Annotated in this window: 17 protein-coding genes; 6 read left to right on the top strand and 11 right to left on the bottom strand. The window is 69.2% G+C overall.

Annotated features, from left to right (window positions below; genetic code table 11):
- The first annotated feature begins 318 nt into the window (after nt 1-318).
- The 3 genes from AC1DP9_RS18340 to AC1DP9_RS18330 are packed head-to-tail and all read left to right on the top strand — an operon-like array spanning nt 319 to nt 1,107.
- Nucleotides 319-600, top strand: coding sequence for an isochorismatase (locus AC1DP9_RS18340; protein ID WP_092299833.1), 282 nt, complete (start codon nt 319-321; stop codon nt 598-600).
- Entirely contained in the window at nt 593-814 is a 222-nt protein-coding gene (gene infA / locus AC1DP9_RS18335) for a translation initiation factor IF-1 (protein ID WP_092299836.1), read from the top strand. The genes AC1DP9_RS18340 and infA overlap by 8 nt, the downstream gene beginning before the upstream one ends.
- Before the next feature lie 38 nt (nt 815-852).
- Nucleotides 853-1,107: a translation initiation factor 1 gene (locus AC1DP9_RS18330; RefSeq protein ID WP_092299977.1), complete on the top strand. Its 255-nt coding sequence runs from the start codon at nt 853-855 to the stop codon at nt 1,105-1,107.
- 12 nt (nt 1,108-1,119) lie between these two features.
- Here the strand turns inward: AC1DP9_RS18330 and panE are convergent, their stop codons facing one another.
- The 6 genes from panE to atzF form a co-directional block, all read right to left on the bottom strand.
- Nucleotides 1,120-2,040, bottom strand: coding sequence for a 2-dehydropantoate 2-reductase (panE, locus tag AC1DP9_RS18325; protein ID WP_477108139.1), 921 nt, complete (start codon nt 2,038-2,040; stop codon nt 1,120-1,122).
- Nucleotides 2,041-2,120: 80 nt separating this feature from the next.
- On the bottom strand, nt 2,121-2,825 hold the full coding sequence (locus AC1DP9_RS18320) for a GntR family transcriptional regulator (protein WP_477108138.1): 705 nt from the start codon (nt 2,823-2,825) through the stop codon (nt 2,121-2,123).
- A gap of 111 nt (nt 2,826-2,936) precedes the next feature.
- A complete protein-coding gene (locus AC1DP9_RS18315; RefSeq protein ID WP_092299844.1) occupies nt 2,937-3,758 on the bottom strand; it encodes an ABC transporter ATP-binding protein in 822 nt (273 codons plus the stop codon).
- A gap of 2 nt (nt 3,759-3,760) precedes the next feature.
- The gene (locus AC1DP9_RS18310) at nt 3,761-4,612 is read right to left on the bottom strand and encodes an ABC transporter permease (RefSeq protein WP_441593444.1); all 852 of its coding nucleotides are present in this window, start codon (nt 4,610-4,612) and stop codon (nt 3,761-3,763) included.
- A 5-nt stretch (nt 4,613-4,617) separates the two neighbouring features.
- Nucleotides 4,618-5,628, bottom strand: coding sequence for an ABC transporter substrate-binding protein (locus AC1DP9_RS18305; protein ID WP_477108137.1), 1,011 nt, complete (start codon nt 5,626-5,628; stop codon nt 4,618-4,620).
- 41 nt (nt 5,629-5,669) lie between these two features.
- Complete coding sequence (gene atzF, locus AC1DP9_RS18300; protein WP_477108136.1) at nt 5,670-7,400, bottom strand: allophanate hydrolase; 1,731 nt, start codon at nt 7,398-7,400, stop codon at nt 5,670-5,672.
- Between the two features lie 335 nt (nt 7,401-7,735).
- Between atzF and AC1DP9_RS18295 the strand changes: the two genes are divergently transcribed.
- The gene (locus AC1DP9_RS18295; protein ID WP_477108135.1) at nt 7,736-9,037 is read left to right on the top strand and encodes a cation:proton antiporter; all 1,302 of its coding nucleotides are present in this window, start codon (nt 7,736-7,738) and stop codon (nt 9,035-9,037) included.
- 20 nt (nt 9,038-9,057) lie between these two features.
- On the opposite strand, the gene AC1DP9_RS18290 is transcribed toward AC1DP9_RS18295, so the two are convergent.
- The 3 genes from AC1DP9_RS18290 to pdxR all read right to left on the bottom strand — a co-directional run bounded on the left by AC1DP9_RS18290 (nt 9,058) and on the right by pdxR (nt 13,035).
- On the bottom strand, nt 9,058-9,960 hold the full coding sequence (locus AC1DP9_RS18290) for a DMT family transporter (RefSeq protein ID WP_477108134.1): 903 nt from the start codon (nt 9,958-9,960) through the stop codon (nt 9,058-9,060).
- Between the two features lie 92 nt (nt 9,961-10,052).
- Nucleotides 10,053-11,507, bottom strand: coding sequence for a PQQ-dependent sugar dehydrogenase (locus tag AC1DP9_RS18285; protein ID WP_477108133.1), 1,455 nt, complete (start codon nt 11,505-11,507; stop codon nt 10,053-10,055).
- A gap of 40 nt (nt 11,508-11,547) precedes the next feature.
- On the bottom strand, nt 11,548-13,035 hold the full coding sequence (gene pdxR / locus AC1DP9_RS18280; protein WP_477108132.1) for a MocR-like pyridoxine biosynthesis transcription factor PdxR: 1,488 nt from the start codon (nt 13,033-13,035) through the stop codon (nt 11,548-11,550).
- 102 nt (nt 13,036-13,137) lie between these two features.
- On the opposite strand from pdxR, the gene AC1DP9_RS18275 reads away from it, so the two are divergent.
- Nucleotides 13,138-14,403: a 4-aminobutyrate--2-oxoglutarate transaminase gene (locus AC1DP9_RS18275; protein ID WP_092299866.1), complete on the top strand. Its 1,266-nt coding sequence runs from the start codon at nt 13,138-13,140 to the stop codon at nt 14,401-14,403.
- A gap of 230 nt (nt 14,404-14,633) precedes the next feature.
- The gene (locus AC1DP9_RS18270; protein ID WP_441593442.1) at nt 14,634-15,593 is read left to right on the top strand and encodes a Bug family tripartite tricarboxylate transporter substrate binding protein; all 960 of its coding nucleotides are present in this window, start codon (nt 14,634-14,636) and stop codon (nt 15,591-15,593) included.
- A gap of 9 nt (nt 15,594-15,602) precedes the next feature.
- Here the strand turns inward: AC1DP9_RS18270 and AC1DP9_RS18265 are convergent, their stop codons facing one another.
- Together AC1DP9_RS18265 and AC1DP9_RS18260 are read right to left on the bottom strand one after the other, a co-directional pair.
- Nucleotides 15,603-16,772, bottom strand: coding sequence for an acyl-CoA dehydrogenase family protein (locus AC1DP9_RS18265; RefSeq protein WP_477108131.1), 1,170 nt, complete (start codon nt 16,770-16,772; stop codon nt 15,603-15,605).
- Nucleotides 16,773-16,796: 24 nt separating this feature from the next.
- Nucleotides 16,797-17,837 (bottom strand): Bug family tripartite tricarboxylate transporter substrate binding protein, encoded by a 1,041-nt coding sequence (locus AC1DP9_RS18260; RefSeq protein WP_441644356.1) that lies wholly within the window; start codon nt 17,835-17,837, stop codon nt 16,797-16,799.
- Between the last annotated feature and the right edge of the window lie 86 nt (nt 17,838-17,923).

Genomic DNA, 17,923 nt, shown 5'->3' with positions numbered 1-17,923 from the left:
GACAGGGCCGGGTGCCGACATCACTACAAAGACTCAGTTTTGGCACCCTTCGGGCGTACACCCGAATCGATCCGGGCCACGTGGCCCGTCACCATAATGACCGGCGGCAAGTCCGCTCCGTACCCGGCACGCCCCGTACCAGCGCGCCAGCTTACGCAAGCACGGTCACTCCGCGTCAATCGCGACGACATGCGCCTCAGTGCGTGTCGCGCACATTGACCCCCTTCCCATCGCGTTGGAACCAACTGGCAAGCAGAGGCGCACATCGGTGCCCGGCCTGCGCATGCGCGTTCACGCGAAACGAGACATCACATCACATTGCAGCAAACGCAAATCATTGAATCGCCGTACACGGTTGCCGTGTACCCCATCGAGCAAGAGCCAGGCGTCTGGTTCGCGGCCTACCTGATCCGCGAATACAAGGACGGCATGGAACGCGTGGTGGCCAACGTGGCCATGCGCCACGACACCTACCGCACCGCCGCCCGGGCCAAGCATGCCGCCCGCTGTGCCGGCGAAGGCGCCATCACGCGCCTGGCTGCGCGACACCATCAACCGGGCGCCACTGCCCACGCTAATCAAGGAGCCCGTCATGGCTAAGGAAGATCTCGTCGAATTCGGCGGCCACGTTTCCGAAGTGCTGCCCGATAACCGTTTCCGCGTCGTTCTCGAAAACGGCTTCCAGGTGTGGGCATATTCGTCGGGCCGCATGAAGAAGAACCGCATCCGGATTCTGGCCGGCGACCGCGTGACGCTGGAAATGTCGCCCTATGACCTGACCAAGGGCCGCATCAACTACCGGCACAAGAATTGAGCGCAGTCATGAGCCATCCCGACCTGGAAGAGGCCGTCATGTCAGCCAATGACGAATGGGAAATCATGCATCTGACGCCCAAGGGCTGGATGGACGGCAGCTACCGGCATGAGCCGGGCGATGCCGTGAACATCGCCCCGCCGGCCGATGACGTGCTGACCGTGCGCCGGCACGTCAGCGCCACCTACGGCGGGCCGTCCCGCGTGGTCGAGGACCGCACGCCGCGCACCGAAGACATGGCGCTGATCGAACAGCTGCTGACGAAATTCGGCGCGCCCGGCTTCGGCGTCTGAGACTCCGAAGCGTCAGCCGCGTGCGCGGCGCGCCTCGTAGGCCTTGAGACTCGTCAGGGCCACCTCCAGGGTCGGCGCCGGCGTCTTGCCGCGCCGCGCGAGCAAATCTCCCACGATCTGGTCCGATTCGATGGCAGCGCCACGCTCCAGGTCGCGCAGCATCGACGCCATCAGCGGTGAACCTTCCGCAAACAGTGTCGCCCGAGCCTGCTCGAGCGCCGGCGCCCGCGCCGGATAGCCGTTCGCGGCCGCAATGGCCGCGCACTCATCGAGCAGCGCCGCAATGGTCTCCCGCCCGCGCGGTGCGGCCAGAATGTCGCCAATCGTCGCCCGCATCAGGCAGGTGGACGAGGCCAGCGTCGCCAGAAACAGCCACTTCTCCCACATGTCCTGCATGATCGCTTCGCTGCGCTGCACGTCGAAACCGGCGTTCTCGAGCAAGGCGGCCACGGCGCGCGCGCGTTCGGTATTGCCAGCCGGGCGTTCGCCGAACGAGAGGATGTGGAAGGCCGACAGATGCAGGATGGTGCCTTGCTCGTCCAGCGTGCTGGAGATCATGCAGCGGCCACCCATCACGCGCTCGGCGCCGAAGCGCGCATCGAGCTTGTCCAGGTGCTGCATGCCGTTGAGCATCGGGATGACCACCGTGCCGGGGCCCATGGCCGGCGCGAAGCTGTCCATGGCGCCGTCGAGGTCGTAGGCCTTGCAGCTCAGCAGCACCACGTCGTACGGCTCGGTGATCTGGGTGGATAGCACGGTGGGTGGGGCTTCCACGCGCACGTCGCCGTGCGGGCTCATGATCCGCAGGCCGCGTTCGGCCAGCAGGGCGGCGCGCCGGGGCCGCACGAGGAACGTGACGTCACGCCCGGCCTGCAGCAGCCGCGCCCCGAAATACCCACCAATCGCACCCGCTCCGACTACCAGAATCCGCATGTTCGACTCCCCAGGTCAGCCCGGCTTCAGGCCGGGTGTGCGCCATTGTAGTGGCGCGCCGCAAAAGCTGCAGGGGCCGTTCATTTCCCTTCGCCCCGCGCCTGGCTGCGGGCGAGGTAGACCTCGTGCAGGGTGATCTTGCGCACCTCCGCCTGGCTCGCCCCGATGTGCGAGCGCAGCAGCCTGCAGGCTTCATCCGACCGATGGGCGAGCACGGCGCGCAGGATGCGCCCGTGCTCTTCATACGTGGCATCCACGCGCGCCGGCTTGGTGAAGTCCAGCCGGCGGATCAGCCGGATGCGTTCGGTTACGTCGCGATGCACGCGCGCCATCTCGGGGTTGCCGGCAGCCTCCACCAGCGTGCAGTGGAAAGCCTCGTCCAGTTCGCCCACGCGCGCCATGTCGGGCAGCCGCGCCTCGGGCGGCACCAGCCAGATCGCCGCCAGGGCGGCCAGCGCCTCCTGGTTGCTGTCCGGCGCCATCGCGCACAGCCGCCGCACGGCCTCGGTCTCCAGCACCATGCGCAGGTCGTACAGTTGCTCGAACTTGTCGAAGTCGAACGGCAGCACGCGCCAGCCGGCGCGGAAGCTGACCTCGACGAATCCTTCCTGCTTCATCCGGAACAGCGCCTGGCGGACCGGCGTGCGTGACACGCCCAGCCGCTCGCAGACTTCGTTCTCGGTGAAGCGGTCGCCGGGCACGAGGCGAAAGTCGGCGATATCGCGCTTCAGCAGCGCGTACACATCGTCGGCACGCGAGGTGCGCCCGGCATCGGTAGGGGGCATGGCATTCATCGGGATAGGCGCGGTGCGGGTCTCATGGGGAAGGCTGGGCCGGCGCTGGCGCCCATTATGCGCCGGCACCGGCCGGGTCGCCACCGGCCCCAAGGGCACGCTTCAGCGCCTGACTTCACGCTGGAAGATCTCCAGGCTCTGCCGCTTGGCCGCGACGAAGCTCGCCTGTGACAGCGTCTCCACCGTGCGTGGCCGCGCGTCGCCGTAGTCGAGGATCTCGGCCACGCGCGTCGGGCGCTTGGTCAGCAGCAGGATCTGGTCGGCCAGGTACACCGCCTCCTCCAGGTCGTGCGAGACCAGCAGCATGGTCGTGCCGGTCTGCATGAACACCTCCTGCAGCTTCTCCCGGATGAACAGCGTCATTTCGAAGTCGAGCGCGGAGAACGGTTCGTCGAGGAACAGCACCTCGGGCCGGGGCGCCAACGCCCGCATGATCGACGCTGTCTGCTGCTGCCCGCCAGACAGCTCGTACGGGTAGCGGTTCAGGTCGAACTTCACGTCGAAGGACGCCACCAGCTCCGCCATGCGCCGGTCCACCTCGGCCTTGCTGCGGCCCTCCAGCAGGAGCGGATAGGCGATGTTGTCGATGGTCCGCATCCACGGGAACATCGCCTCGCGGTAGTTCTGGAACACGTAGCCGATGCGCGTGTCCTTGAGCGACTTGCCGTCGAACAGGATCTCGCCCCGGTCGATCGGAATCAGCCCCGCGATCATGTTGATCAGCGTGCTCTTGCCGCAGCCGTTGGGGCCGAACACCGAGACGATCTTGCCTTTCGGGATGTCGAGGTCGAAGTTCTCGTACAGCGGCCAGCCGGCGAAATACTTGGTCAGCCCGCGGATGGTGATGTGGGTGCCCGGCGGCCCGGGGCGGAACGGCGGCACCGGCACGTCGGCGTGGCGGGCAGGGGACAGAACGGTGGTCATGGTTACCTTCCACTCCAATGGACGATGCGGCGTTCCAGCACGAGGAACGCGATGTTGAGCACGTAGCCGAGCGCGCCGGCCGCGAGGATGGCCGCGTACATGGTCTTGACGTTGAGCACCTGCTGGGCGTCGATGATGGCGTGGCCGAGACCGTTCTCGGAGCCGATGAACATCTCCGCGACGATCACGATGACCAGCGCCATCGACACGGCGGAGCGCAGGCCGACAAAGCTCGGCTGCAGGCTCTCCCAGACCAGCACGTCCCGGAAGATGCGCCAGCGGGAGGCGCCCATCACGCGCGCCGCCATGACGCGCTGCTTGCGCGCGTTGATCACGCCATAGGCGCTGTTGAAGACCACGATCAGCAGGGCACCGAAGGCGGCGATGGCTATCTTGTTGATGTCGGACACGCCGAAGATCAGCAGGAACAGCGGAATCAGCGCGGAAGACGGCGTGGAGCGGAAGAAGTCGATCAGGAACTCCACGCTGCGGTAGGCCCGCTCATTGCTGCCGAGCAGCACGCCCAGCGGCATGCCAACCACCGCCGCAATGGCGAACGCCTGCAGCGTCCGCGCGACGGTGACGGCGAAGTCCGCCAGCAGCTCGCCGCCGGCCAGCCCGGTGGCCAGCGCCACCAGCGTATCGCCGGGGCTCGGCAGCAGGATCGGCTTGATCAGGCCGAAGCGGACCACCAGGTCCCAGATCAAGAACAGCACCAGCGGGCCGACCATCGGCAAGAGTCGGTCGCCGAGGGGCCGGCGTGGCGCGGCGTCGTGCGAGGCCGGGGGCGCCCAGGACTGGCCGGCGGGCGGGGCCGTGCCCGGCACGGCGGCGGTATCGGAGAGTTCGGACATGGTCGTCAGGCCTTGTAGAGCAGCGTGTTGACGTCCACCTTGCGCGAGAAGATGCCCTTTTCGGTGAACAGGTCGTAGAACTTCTGGAAGTGGGCGGCGTCGCTGGCCTTGAATTCGTCGAAGAACAGGTAGTCAGCCATCGGCACCTCGGCCGTTAGCGCGCCTTCGATGGCGGTATAGCCCTTGAGGAAGGGGCGCGCCTCGGTCGGGTTCTGGCGCACCAGCACCACGCCGCGCCGGTAGGCGGCGAGGTAGGCCTTGGCCACGTCCTTGTTCTTGCCGAGGAATTCCGTGGTCAGGCTGGCCGAGCCGCCATGCCACGGGGCCATCGGGTCGCCGAGGATGTAGCGCGCCACCACGCCGGCTTCCAGCGTGCGCGTGGTGCCGTTGAGCCGGCCGATGGTGCCGGTCGGCTCGAGCGAGTAGACCCCATCGATCTGGCCGGCGGTGAGCGCGGCCACGTGCTGGCCAATCGGCAGCTCCGTCACGCTGATCTTGCCGGCGCCGGCGCGCTCGAGCATGGTCTTGGCCAGCACCACGTTCTGCAGGCCCGGGCCGCATGCCACGCGCTTGCCCTTGAGTTCTGCCACGGTCTTGATCGGGCTGTCCTTGGCCACGAGGAACTCGTCGAGCACGAACTTGGCGTTGGTCGGGTTGGTGCAGAAGATCTTCAGCAGGCCGGGCTGGGCGATGTCACCGATGGCCAGCGCGGCCGAGGCGGTGCCATTGGCGCTGCCGTCGCAGCGGCCGGCCAGGATGGCCTCGATGACCTGCTGCGGGCTGGCGAACTTGATCGGCTCGACGTTCAGCCCCGCTTCCTTGAAATAGCCCTTTTCGACGGCGGCGAAGAAGGGCAGGCCCGAGGCGACCGGCCAGTAGCCGATGCGCAGCCTGGGCGTGCCCTGCGCGCGGACGATGGCCGGCGCGGCCAGCACGGACAGCGCGGCGGCGCCGGCCTTCAGCGCGCGGCGGCGCGAGGGGGAGACGGTGGCGGGACGGGAGGTGGAGCGGGTCATGGCGGGTTCCTGTGCGTGAATGTTGAGGATTCGGGAGACGGTCAAGCGGCGGAGAGCGACGTGATATAGGCGCGCCAGCCGCCATGGGCGCTGACATCGGGCGCACCGTGCAGCGCATGGCCTTCGCAGACGAAGCCATGGACCCAGCGGCCATCGGCCAGTTCGAGGCTGCCCAGCGCGAGCGGGGCCGGCACCAGCGCCAGGAAGCTGCCGACGGCGGCGAGCGGCACCTGCCACACCTCCACCGCGATGGCGGCGCCGGCATCCTCCCCGGCGTCCACGCGGCGCAGGCCGGGCTTTGGCGGCGTGGTGCCGGGCAGCGCGTGCAGCCGATAGTGCGGCGCGGTGGTGGTGGCCTCGGCCAGCGTCGCACCGCGTTCGGTCAACTGACCGTTCAGCGGCATGCCAGAGAGATGGGCGCCCACCACGGCCAGCGGCAGATGCGTGGCGGGGGACGGGGCCAGCCCGGCAATGGACACCGGCGCGGGCAGCGGCTCGCCCGTCGCACCCAGCGTCAGCCCCATGGCGTGGTGGAAGCGTTGCCCCAGGTCGGCGAGCTGCCAGTCGCTGCCGGCCTGGCCGATCAGCGTGATGCCGAACGGCAGCCCGTCCGGGCGCAGGCTAGCGGGCACGGACAGCGCGGCGTAGTCGAGCAGGTTGACGAAGTTCGTGTAGTGGCCGAGTTCGCGGTTGCGTACCACCGGATCGGCCAGCATGGCGGCGATGGTGCAATGCGTCGGCGCCGTGGGCACGCACAGCACGTCGATGTCCTGCCACATCGTGGCCGCGCGCTGGGCCAGGGCATGGAGCGCGTGCTGGGCATCGAACACATCGGCGGCGCTGTAGCGGCTGCCGGCGGCCAGGATCGAACGCACCGGCTCGATGACCGCGCCCGGCGCGCGGTCGAAGAAGGGGCGCACGGCGGCGTAGCGCTCGGCGACCAGCGCGCTGTCATAGAGCAGCGCGGCGGCTTCGGCCAGCGGGGCATAGTCGATGGGCACCGCGCGACCGCCCAGCGCCTCCAGCGCGGCAACGGCGGCGTCGAAGGCCCGGCGGGCGAGGTCATCGCCGAAAAACTCCGGCTCGGCCGGCACGCCAAAGCGGAACGCAGCCGGCAGCGGCGTGCGCGCCAGCGGCAGCGCGCGCGAGTACGGGTCCTGCGGGTCATGGCCGGCTGCGGCTTCCAGCACGCGCACCGCCATGGCCACCGTGCGCGCCAGGATCGACACGCAATCCACGCTCTGCGCGGCGGGGAACACGCCGTGGGCGGAGATCAGGCCCTTGCTCGGCTTCAGCCCGACGATGTTGTTGAGCCCGGCGGGCACCCGGCCGGAGCCGGCGGTGTCCGTGCCCAGCGCGAAATCGACCTCACCGCTGGCCACCGCGTACGCCGAACCGGAACTCGACCCGCCGCTGACATAGGCCGGGTCGAACGCATTGGGCACGGCGCCGTAGGGCGAGCGCGTGCCATTCAGGCCGCAGGCGAACTGGTCCAGGTTGGTCTTGCCGGCCAACGCCGCGCCGGCGCCCAGCAGGCGCGCGATCACCGTGGCGTGGGCGTCCGGCACGTAGGCGAATTCGGGGCAGGCGGCGGTCGTCGGCACGCCGGCCACGTCGATATTGTCCTTGGCGGCAAAACGCAGGCCGGCCAGCGGGGCGCCAACCGGGTGCGGGGCGACGACCGGGGTATCGAACCGCGCGATCCACGCCGCACCGGCCTCGCCGGGGGCGGCTGTCGTGGCCGCTGTGGTGGCCGAGGTAGAGGTACGCATGAGAGTCCTATCTGAAATCCAATCTTGGATACAAGATAGCAATCACCGTGCCAAAGGCACTTTTGGGCAGGGGGAAGCCCGGTCAGACGTGGGAAATATCAACGAAATCAGTCGATTAACCACGTGGCTGTTCACGCGTGACCGGGCTGCTGGGCGCCTTCGGCCTGCCACCCACACCCCGCCGGCCACCCGCAAGCCCCTGCGCGGTGCGCGCACGCACCAGTGTCGGGAGGTCTTCACTGACACGGCGCTACGGGGTCCGCCCGACAGCGCCCGCCCGCCGCGCCGCCTACTGTGAAAGTCTCGACCGGGATATATCGAATAGAGGAGCCAGCTTGTTCGCGACCTGGGCATTGGTCATTGGCGCGCTGCTGATCACGATGGGGCTGATCGACTCCATGGTGAAGCGCCTGCCCATGTCCCCGTCCGGCCTGTATCTATTAGTGGGGATGGCGCTGGGGCCCGGCGGGGCCGGGCTGATCGTGCTCGATCTGACGGACCCGGGCCACGTGAAGGTGCTGGAATGGATCACCGAGCTGGCCGTGCTCGTCGCTCTGTTCGGCGTGGGCTTGCGGCTGCGGGTGCAGATGACGTACCGCGTCTGGCGCCTGCCGGTGCGGCTGGCCACCGTGGCGATGCTGCTGACCATCGGCGGCGTCTGCGCCGTGGCAGTGGGCTGGCTGCAGGTGCCACTGGGCCTGGCGGTGCTGCTCGGGGCGATCCTGGCGCCCACGGACCCGGTGCTGGCCTCGGACGTGCAGATGGCCGATACCGAGGATCGCGACGTGGTGCGCTACAGCCTGACGGGTGAGGGCGGCCTGAACGATGGCGCGGCATTCCCGTTCGTCATGCTCGGCCTTGGCCTGCTGGGTTTCCACGAACTGGGCGCGTGGGGCGGGCGCTGGATGGCGGTCGATCTGGTCTGGAGCACGCTCGGCGGGCTGGCCGTGGGTGGGCTGCTGGGCTGGCTGGCGAGCAAGACCATCCTGGTCCTGCGGCTGCGCTTCCATGAGGCGGTGGGGCTGGAGAGTTTCCTCACGCTGGGCCTGATCGGCGTGTCCTACGGCGCCGCGCTGTTGCTGCACACCTACGGCTTCCTGGCCGTGTTCGCGGCGGGGCTCGCGATGCGGCAGGTGGAGCGCCGCGAGAATCCCGCCACCTCGCCGGCAGAGGTGCTGGGACCGCTGCATACGGCCGATGTCGAGACCACCTCTACGCACGAGCGCAAGGCCGCCGCCTACCTCACCCATACCGCCTCGGAGTTCTCGTTCAATATCGAGCGGCTGGCCGAGTTGTGCGTCACCCTGCTGATCGGGGCGATGCTGACCCGGGAGGTCTTCCACGCCCAGTACGTGGTGCTGGCGCTGCTGCTGATCTGCCTGATCCGGCCGCTATCGGTCTATGCGTCCACCTTCGACCTGCCCATGGCGCGCGGCCAGCGGCGCCTGACCGCGTGGTTCGGCATTCGCGGCATCGGCTCGCTTTACTACCTGGCCTATGCCCTGACGCACACCGCCGGCGAGGAATGGAGTCCCTTCCTGATCCACGCCACGCTGTGCACCGTGGTGTTCTCCATCGTCCTGCACGGCCTGACGGCCACGCCGCTGATGGCCTTCCATCAACGGCTGGGGCGCTAGCCAGCACCCTTCAGCGTCATTCAGCGCCGCTGCGCCAGCCCGATGCCTGCGGCGATGGTGACCAGCCCCACGCCGTGATACCAGTGGGGCGACTCGCCGAGCAGCAGCGTGGAGAGCAGGGCGGCGAACACCGGCGTCAGCGTGATGAAGAACACCGGCAACTGCGCGCCGGCCCGGGCGATGGCGCGGTCCCAGGCGAAGTAGGCCAGCAGCGAGGGAATCGTCGACACATAAAGCAGGATGCCCATCACCTTGCCGTTCCAGGGGATGGGCGTCGACAGCGTCATCAATTCCCACGCCGTGACGGGCACGCTGGCCACCACGCCGGTGACGATCTGCGCGAACAGCAGCACCGGCAGCGGCAGGTCCGGGCGATGCTTGCGCAGCAGCCAGGTATAGGCGCTCCAGGCGATGGTCGCCGCAAGCATGTACAGGTCGCCGGGCACGAAGTCCAGCTGCGCCAGCCGCCCCAACTCCCCGCGCACCAGCACGAAAGACACCCCCACCAGACACAGCAGCGCCCCCGCCACAGCCCACGGCCGCATGCGCTCCCCGAAGAACAGCGCGCCGATGATCAGCAGGAACAGCGGCGTGGAGGCGCCAATCAGCGTCACGTTGATCGGCGTCGACGTGGTCAGCGCGAGGTACTGGAACGCGTTGTAGCTGGCAATCGACAGCACGCCCATCGCCGTCAGCAGCCCCGCATGCTGGCGCAGCGTGGCCCGATGTTCCACCACCCCGCGCCAGGCGTAGAGCCCCAACAAGGTCCCGGCCAGTACCCAGCGCACGAAATTCAGCGTGAGCGGCGGAAACGTACCGGCGGCCAGCCGCCCGACAATGGCGTTGCCCGCCCAGGCCAGTGGCGGGAAGGTGAGCAGGAACAGGGTAGTCCCGTCGAGGCGGCGGGTGGCGCTGGCATGCATGGGGGTGGGGAGGGCGTCGTGAGGATGCGGGATTATCCGCCATCACGGCGTGTGGCGCTGGCGCCCCCCCGCAAGGCGCGCTTAAGGCGCCCCTAAGGCGCCCGCTGTACCCGATACACCTTGCCGCTCGTCGAAGACGTGCCAGCGTCGGCCAGTACGTAGAGTTCCTGCGCGGCATCGGTGCCGAAGGAGTAGACGCTGCCGCTGGCGGTGACCGGCCAGTCCACCCGCTCGGAAACGGCGCCGTCGCGGTACAGGAAGCTGGCCAGCTTGCCGGTGCACAGGTCGGTATAGAAATAGCGGCCCTGGAGTTCGGGCAGGGCCGCGCCGCGATAGACGTAGCCGCCGACGATGGCGCAGCCGCCGGCGTCGTGGGTGTACTCGAACACGGGCGCGGTCAGGCCGGCGGGGTCGCACGCGGTGGCGCCGACGCAGGCGGTGCCTTCCAGACGATCCCAGCCGTAGTTGAGGCCGCCGCTGGCGGTTGGCATGGCGTTGACTTCCTCGCGCTGGCCTTGGCCGACATCCGCGATATAGAGCAGGCCGTTCGCATCGAACGAGAACCGCCACGGGTTGCGCAGCCCGGTGGCCCGGATCTCGGGGCGTCCGCCCCCACCACCCCCACCGCCGGCGAACGGATTGCCGGCCGGCACGGTATAGCTGGCGCCGCTCACGTCGATGCGCAGGATCTTGCCCAGCAGCGTGCCGCTGTTCTGGGCGTTGTTGGAGGGGTCGTTGCTACCGCCGCCGTCGCCGGTGCCGATGTAGAGCATGCCGTCCGTGCCGAACGCGAGCTGGCCGCCGTTGTGGTTGCTGGCCCCCGGGTGCGGAATCGACAGCAGCACCGTGCCGGTGGGGTTCGCTGCGTCCGGGTTGCTGGCCGAGACGGTGTAGCGCGCCACGGTGATCGCGCCGTTCTGGTCGGTGTAGTAGACGTAGAAGCGCCCGTTGGTGGCGTAGGCGGGGTCGAAGGCCATCGAGAACAGGCCGCGCTCGCCGTCGGTGGTGGTGAGGATGGAGAGGTCGAGGAAGGACGCGGCGAGCACGCTGCCGTCCCGCACGATGCGGACCCGGCCGGCGCGCTCCACCACGAACAGCCGGGGGTCGTTGGCGGGTGCGGTGAGGAAGATCGGCGCCGCGAAGCCATCCGCCACCTGGGTCAGCGACAGCCGCATGTCCGAGGGCGCGCCGTAGCTCACGCCGATGGTGGGCGCCGTGTTGGCGGCCACCATCGCGGTCTGCGCGGCCTGCGAGGGCTGGTAGGACGTCGATCCGGTCAGTACCGGGGCCGCCGTCACGGTGTAGGTGCCGGCCGCGAGGTTGCCTAGCGTGACGGTCTGGCCGACGGTCTGCCGATAGCCGCCCGGCCCGGTCACAGTAATGTTGGCCGGCGTGCCGGCGGGCAGGCCGGACACGACGATCGCGAGGGTGGCGGGTGTGCTGCCGCTGGTGATCTGGACGTCGCCGCCACCACCGCCACAGCCGGCCAGCCACAGCGTGGTGATGGCGAGCAGCCGGCATAGCATCGATCGATGTGCATGAATCATCACGTCCTCCTGCTCACCACGTTACCGAAGCCTTTGTATCCTAGGTCGGTCTGAGCCGGGGCAGCAGGCAATCGAGCAGCACGTCGAAGGCGGGGCCGATGTCTTCCTCGGGCACGCAGGCATAGCCCAGCAGCAGCCCGCGCCGGACCGCCGGCCCCATGAAATAGCGCGACAGCGGTCGTACCAGGATGCCGCGCGCGCGGATGTCCGCCGTCAGCGCCACATCGTCCACGTGGTCGGGCAGGCGCAGCACGAGGTGCAGCCCGGCGTTGCTCGCGTGTTCGTGCAGCGCCTCCGTCCCGAGGTAGCGTTCGATCAGCCCGGCCAGCACCGCGCGCCGCCGGGCATAGAGCGGGCGCATGCGGCGGATGTGCGCGGCATAGTCGCCGGCCTGCATGAACTCGGCGACGGTGGCCTGCGTCATCAGGTGGCCGGCGCGGTACAGGTCGGAATGGGCGGTCTGGAACGCCTCCGTCAGCCCCTTCGGCAGCACCAGGTAGCCCATGCGCAGGCCGGGGTAGAGCGTCTTGCTGAAGGTGCCGATGTAGAGCACCGGCGCGTCCGGCTCCATGCCCTGGAGCGACGGAATCGGCTGGCCGGAGAAGCGGAACTCGCTGTCGTAGTCATCCTCCACGATCCAGCTCCCGTGCCGCCGCGCGAACTCCAGCAGCGCGCGCCGCCGCCGGAGGCTCATCACGGCGCCCAGCGGATACTGGTGCGAGGGCGTGACGAAGATAAAGCGCGGCGCGGGGGCGCTGGCGTCCGCATCGGGCAGGCACAGCCCTTCGGCGTCCACGGGCAGCGGCACCATGCCGATGTCGCTGACCTGCAGCACGCCGCGGATGCCCCAGTAGCCCGGCTCCTCCACCCACGCCTGATCGCCCGGCGAGCCCAGCATGCGCGCCACGAGGTCGATCGCCTGATGGATGCCTTCGGTAATCAGCACCTGGTCGGCATCGCAGCGCACGGAGCGCGCCACGCGCAGGTGGGCCGCCACGGCCTCGCGCAGGGCCGGCAGGCCGCCGCCGTGGCTGTAGCTGAGCCATTCGGGCTGCGGCCGGCGCCACAGCCGCGCGGCGATCTGGGCATAGCGCCGATGGGGGAAGCGCGTCAGGTCCGGCACGCCGGGCATGAAGGCGCCCCATTGGATGGGCGATGCGGAGGCACTCGAGACCAGCCGCTGCCCGCGCGGCGAGAGGCCCGGCATGGCGTCTGCCGTGGCCGGCGCGCTGTCGGCGGCGGTGGCGTTCAGGTAGCGCTCGGGCGCCGTGTCGGCCACGAAGGTGCCGCTACCCGTGCGGGCGCGCAGGTAGCCCTCGGCCAGCAACTGCTCGTAGGCAAACATCACCGTGTTGCGGGACAGGCCCAGCTCCGCCGCCAGGTCGCGCTGGGGCGGCAGGCGCGTGGCGGGCGCCAGGCTGCCGTCCAGGATCGCCCCCCGGATGCAGGCGTACAGCGCCCGATTGAGCGGTTGGTCGGTCGGCTGGCCGAGCCGCTGGAGCAGCAGGTCGCCGCAGATCGATTTCACATTGGCACCATCTGATTTGTCGAAGTGGCGCTGGATTGTAGAGCCAAAGGGGATTGGAATGCACGTCACACCTGTCACTCCCTGCCCCAAGACCTCGGACCCATGAAAAACAGCGAACTGAACCAATCCCGTGCCCAGGCCACGCCGCGAGGCGTTGGCGTGATGTGCGATTTCTATGCCGACCGGGCCGAGAACGCCACCCTGTGGGACGTGGAGGGCCGCCAGTACACCGACTTCGCCGCCGGCATCGCCGTCCTGAACACCGGGCATCGGCATCCGCGTGTGATGCAGGCCATCGTCGCCCAGCTCGACCGCTTCACCCACACCGCCTACCAGGTGGTGCCGTACCAGAGCTACGTCACGCTGGCCCAGCGCATCAACGAGCTGGCGCCGGTGCCCGGGCCGAACAAGACCGCGCTGTTCACCACGGGCGCGGAAGCCGTGGAGAACGCGGTCAAGATCGCGCGCGCCCACACCGGCCGCCCGGGCGTGATCGCGTTCTCGGGCGCCTTCCACGGCCGCACGCTGCTGGGCATGGCGCTGACCGGCAAGGTGGCGCCGTACAAGGTCGGCTTCGGGCCGTTCCCGTCGGATATCTTCCACGCGCCGTTCCCCAACGCGCTGCACGGCGTCAGCACGGCGCAGGCGCTGCAGGCGCTGGAGGGGCTGTTCAAGACCGATATCGATCCGAACCGCGTGGCGGCCATCATCGTGGAACCGGTGCAGGGCGAGGGCGGCTTCCAGCCGGCCCCGGCTGACTTCATGCGCGGCCTGCGCGCCGTGTGCGACCGCCACGGCATCGTGATGATTGCGGACGAGGTGCAGACCGGCTTCGGCCGCACCGGCAAGCTGTTCGCGATGGAGCACTACGACGTGCGGCCCGATCTTGTGACGATGGCCAAGAGCCTCGCCGGCGGCATGCCGCTGTCGGCGGTGTGTGGCCGCGCGGCCATCATGGATGCCCCGCTGCCGGGCGGGCTCGGCGGCACCTACGCGGGCAACCCGCTGGCCGTGGCCGCTGCGCACGCGGTGATCGACACCATTGCCGAGGAACAGCTGTGCGAGCGTGCCAACGCACTGGGCCGGCAGCTTAGCGAGCACCTGACCGCGCTGCGCGCCACCTGCCCGGCGCTGGCCGAGGTGCGCGGGCTGGGCTCGATGATCGCCGCCGAGTTCCGCGACCCCGCCACGGGCGCGCCGAGCGCCGAGCACGCGCTGCGCGTGCAGCGCCGCGCGCTGGACGCCGGCCTGCTGCTGCTGACGTGCGGCACCTACGGCAATGTGATCCGCTTCCTCTACCCACTGACGATTCCGCAGGCGCAGTTCGACGCCGCGCTGGGCGTGCTGGCGCAGGCCATGGTCGAGTAAGTCAGACGCCATGGCGGGGCACGCCAAGCGTGCCCCGCGCCAACCCGGTGCATCGCCCCGGCCAACTTCCCCACGCGGAAGGGGGCGGGAAACACGCATTTCAACGCTAGCCTGAAGCGTGCCGATTCAGCGTGGCACGCATGTTGCGGATAACACCCAGCGCGAACCTGCGCAAAATCCACGAGGGACCAACCATGCGTTTTAGTAGATCGACGAGTTTCCGGGCACTCATGACGGCTTCCGTGCTGGCGGTGCTCGCCATGTCCTCCACGGCCATGGCGCAGACCGCGCGCGACTGGCCGACCCAGCCGGTGCGCATCGTCGTGCCGTTCCAGGCGGGTTCCGCCACGGACCTCATCACGCGCCAGCTTGGCGTGGGGCTGGGCAAGGAGTACGGGCAGAGCTTCGTGGTGGAGAACCGGCCCGGCGCCGCCGCGATGATCGGCAGCGAGGCCGCGGCGCGCGCGCCCGGCGACGGCTACACGCTGCTGATGTCCGGGCCGGCGTCGATGGTGACCAACCGCTTCCTATATAAGAAGCTCAGCTATGACCCGGATGCCTTCGAGAAGGTGGCCGTGGTGGCGATCACGCCGAACATCCTGCTGTCCAACCCGTCGCTGCCGTTCAAGACGCTGCCGGAGATGGTCGCCTACGCCAAGGCCAACCCCGGCAAGCTGACCTATGCCTCGTTCGGCTCGGGCACCACCTCGCATATCGCCGGGGAAATGCTCAAGGCCGTGGCCGGCATCGACATCGTTCACGTGCCCTACAAGGGCGCCGGCGAGGCGATTCCCGCGCTGCTCTCGGGCCAGGTGTCGATGTACTTCGACACCATCATGACCGGCCTGCCGTTCGTGAAGTCCGGCAAGCTGCGCGCGCTGGGCATGTCCACCGCCAAGCGTTCGCCGCAGGCGCCCGAGATCCCGACCATCGCCGAGCAGGGTTATGCGGGCTTCGACATCGCGCCGTGGTACGGCATCGTCGCGCCCAAGGGCACGCCGGCAGACGTGGTGACCCGCCTCAACGTGTCGATCAACAAGCTGCTGAACTCGCCGGACTTCCGCGAGAAGCTGGCCGTCACCGGCGCCGAGCCGCGCGGCGGCAGCGTCGGCGACTTCACGGCGATGGTCGATGCGGAGATCCCGCGCACCGAGAAACTGGTGAAGCAGGCCGGCGTGACCCTGCAGTAAGGTCCGGGCTCAGCCCAGCTCCAGCGCCCGGCCGCGCGCGTCCATCGTGCGCCGGGCGATATTGAGCTGGTGGATCTGCGTGGTGCCTTCGTAGAGGCGGAATACGCGCACATCGCGGTAGAAGCGTTCCGCCACGGTGCGCGCCACATAGCCGCTGCCGCCGAAGACCTGCACCGCGCGATCCGCCACGCGCCCGCACATCTCCGAGGCGAACAGCTTGCACATGGACGCCTCCATGGTCACGTCGCCGCCGTCGTCGCGCTTGCGCGCCGTCTCCAGCACCAGCGCCCGCGCTGCGTGCACCTCGGTGTTGCTGTCGGCAATCATCTGCTGCACCAGCTGGTAATCGGCGATGGGGCGGCCGAACTGCTCGCGCGTGGCGGCGTAGCGCACCATTTCGTCCACCAGCCGGATGGCCGGGCCGATGCACAGCCCGGCCAGGTTGATGCGCTGCTTGTTGAGCGCCTTCATCGCGGTCTTGAAGCCACGGCCCGGCACCTCGCCGACGATGGCCGAAGCCGGCACGCGACAGTCCTTCAGGTACACATCGCCCACCGGGGAGCCGTGCTGGCCCATCTTGCGCTCCGCCGGCCCGGTGCTCAGGCCCGGCGTGCCGCGCTCGATCAGGAAAGCGCTGATGCCGTGCGCGCCCGGCGTGTTGGGGTCCGTGCGGGCGAAGACCGTGAACAGGTCCGCCAGCGGCGCGTTGGTGATAAAGCACTTGCTGCCGTTGAGCACGTAGTGGTCGCCATCGCGCACGGCCACGGTGCGCAGCGAGGTGGCGTCCGAGCCGGCCTCGGGCTCGGTCAGCGCGAAGCAGCCGGTGATCTCGCCGGAGGCCAGCCGGGGCAGGTAACGCGTGCGCTGGGCCTCGGTGCCGTCTGCCACCAGCGATTCGGAGGCGATGCCGGTATTGCCGCCAAAGCGGGCGCGGAACACCGTGGCCGCCTGCGACACCTCGATATTGACCAGCGTCAACTCCTCGGCCGTCAGGCCGGCGCCGCCGTACTCGCGCGGAATGCTGTGGCCGAACAGGCCCAGCGCGCGCATCTGTTCCACCACGGGCTCGGGAATGACATCGGTACGATCGATCTCGGCTTCCAGCGGGATGCAGGTTTCCAGCACGAAGCGGCGGATGTCGGCCAGCAGCGTGTTCATGGCGGAAGGGTTGGTAATCATGGGAGGTCGCCTCTCGGGAAAGGATTATTGGGCGGTGATGCCGGACGCCTTGAGCACACGGGCCCACTTGCGCGATTCGGCATCGACGTATTTGTCGAAGGCGGGGGCGGTCTGCGGGGTCACGTCCATGCCGAGGTCCTGGAGCCGGCTGGCCACATCCGGCGCGGCCACGGCCTGGGCCACGGCATCGGCCAGCTTGCGCACCACGGCGTCCGGCGTCTTGCGCGGCGCCACCAGCCCGAACCAGCCGCCGGCCTCGTAGCCGGGCAGGTTGGCTGCCTCGGCCACCGTGGGCACGTCCGGCATGCCGGGGTAGCGCTTGGTGGAGGTCACGGCCAGCGCACGCAGCTTGCCGCTCTTGACGTGGGACTGGGCGATGGCCACGGTGAGCGGCATCATCGACACCCGGCCGCCGAGCAGGTCCGTCAGCGCCTCCGGCTGGCCCTTGTATGGCACGTGGGTGATCTGCACCCCGGCGCTCTGCGCCAGCAGCGCGCCCGCCAGGTGGTTGGAGGTGCCGACGCCGGCGCTGGCATAGGTCAGCTTGTCCGGGTGGGCGCGGGCATCGTCGAGCAGCGCCTTGAGCGTCTGCGCGCTGGAGTTGGCCGGCACGGCGATCACGTTGGGAATCATGCCGAAGCCGCCGATGGCGCGGAAATCGCGCTCGGCGTTCCAGGTGATGCTGGCGTTGAGCAGCGGGGCCACCGCGTGGCTGGGGCTGACCGCGAGCAGGGTGTAGCCGTCCGGCGTGGAGCGGGCCACGCCGTCCGTGCCGATGGCGCCGCCGGCGCCGGACTTGTTTTCGACGATGACCGGCTGGCCCAGCGTCTTCGACATCCGCTCCGCCACCACGCGCGTTACGGAATCCACCACGCCGCCGGCGGAGAAGGGCACGATGATCCGGATCGGATGGTCGGGGAAGCGCGCCGCGCTCTCGTTGGCCTTATCCGCTGCCTTGTCCGCTGCCTGAGCGGCCGCTGACCAGAGGGCCGGTGAGGCTGCCATCAGCAGCGCGCCAGTGAGCCACCCGCGACGCGAGCGGGCCAGATTCTTCATGCCAGACATGGTTGTCTCCGTATTTGACGATGGTCCACGATGGGTCCGGCGGCCTCTGCGGGCCGTCCGGGTGGCCGGTGCGCGATGGCGGGTTC

This window comes from Cupriavidus sp. 01L43 (assembly GCF_056399925.1).
Note: the sequence above shows the minus strand (reverse complement) of the source record. Positions and strands in the feature narration are given on the sequence as shown.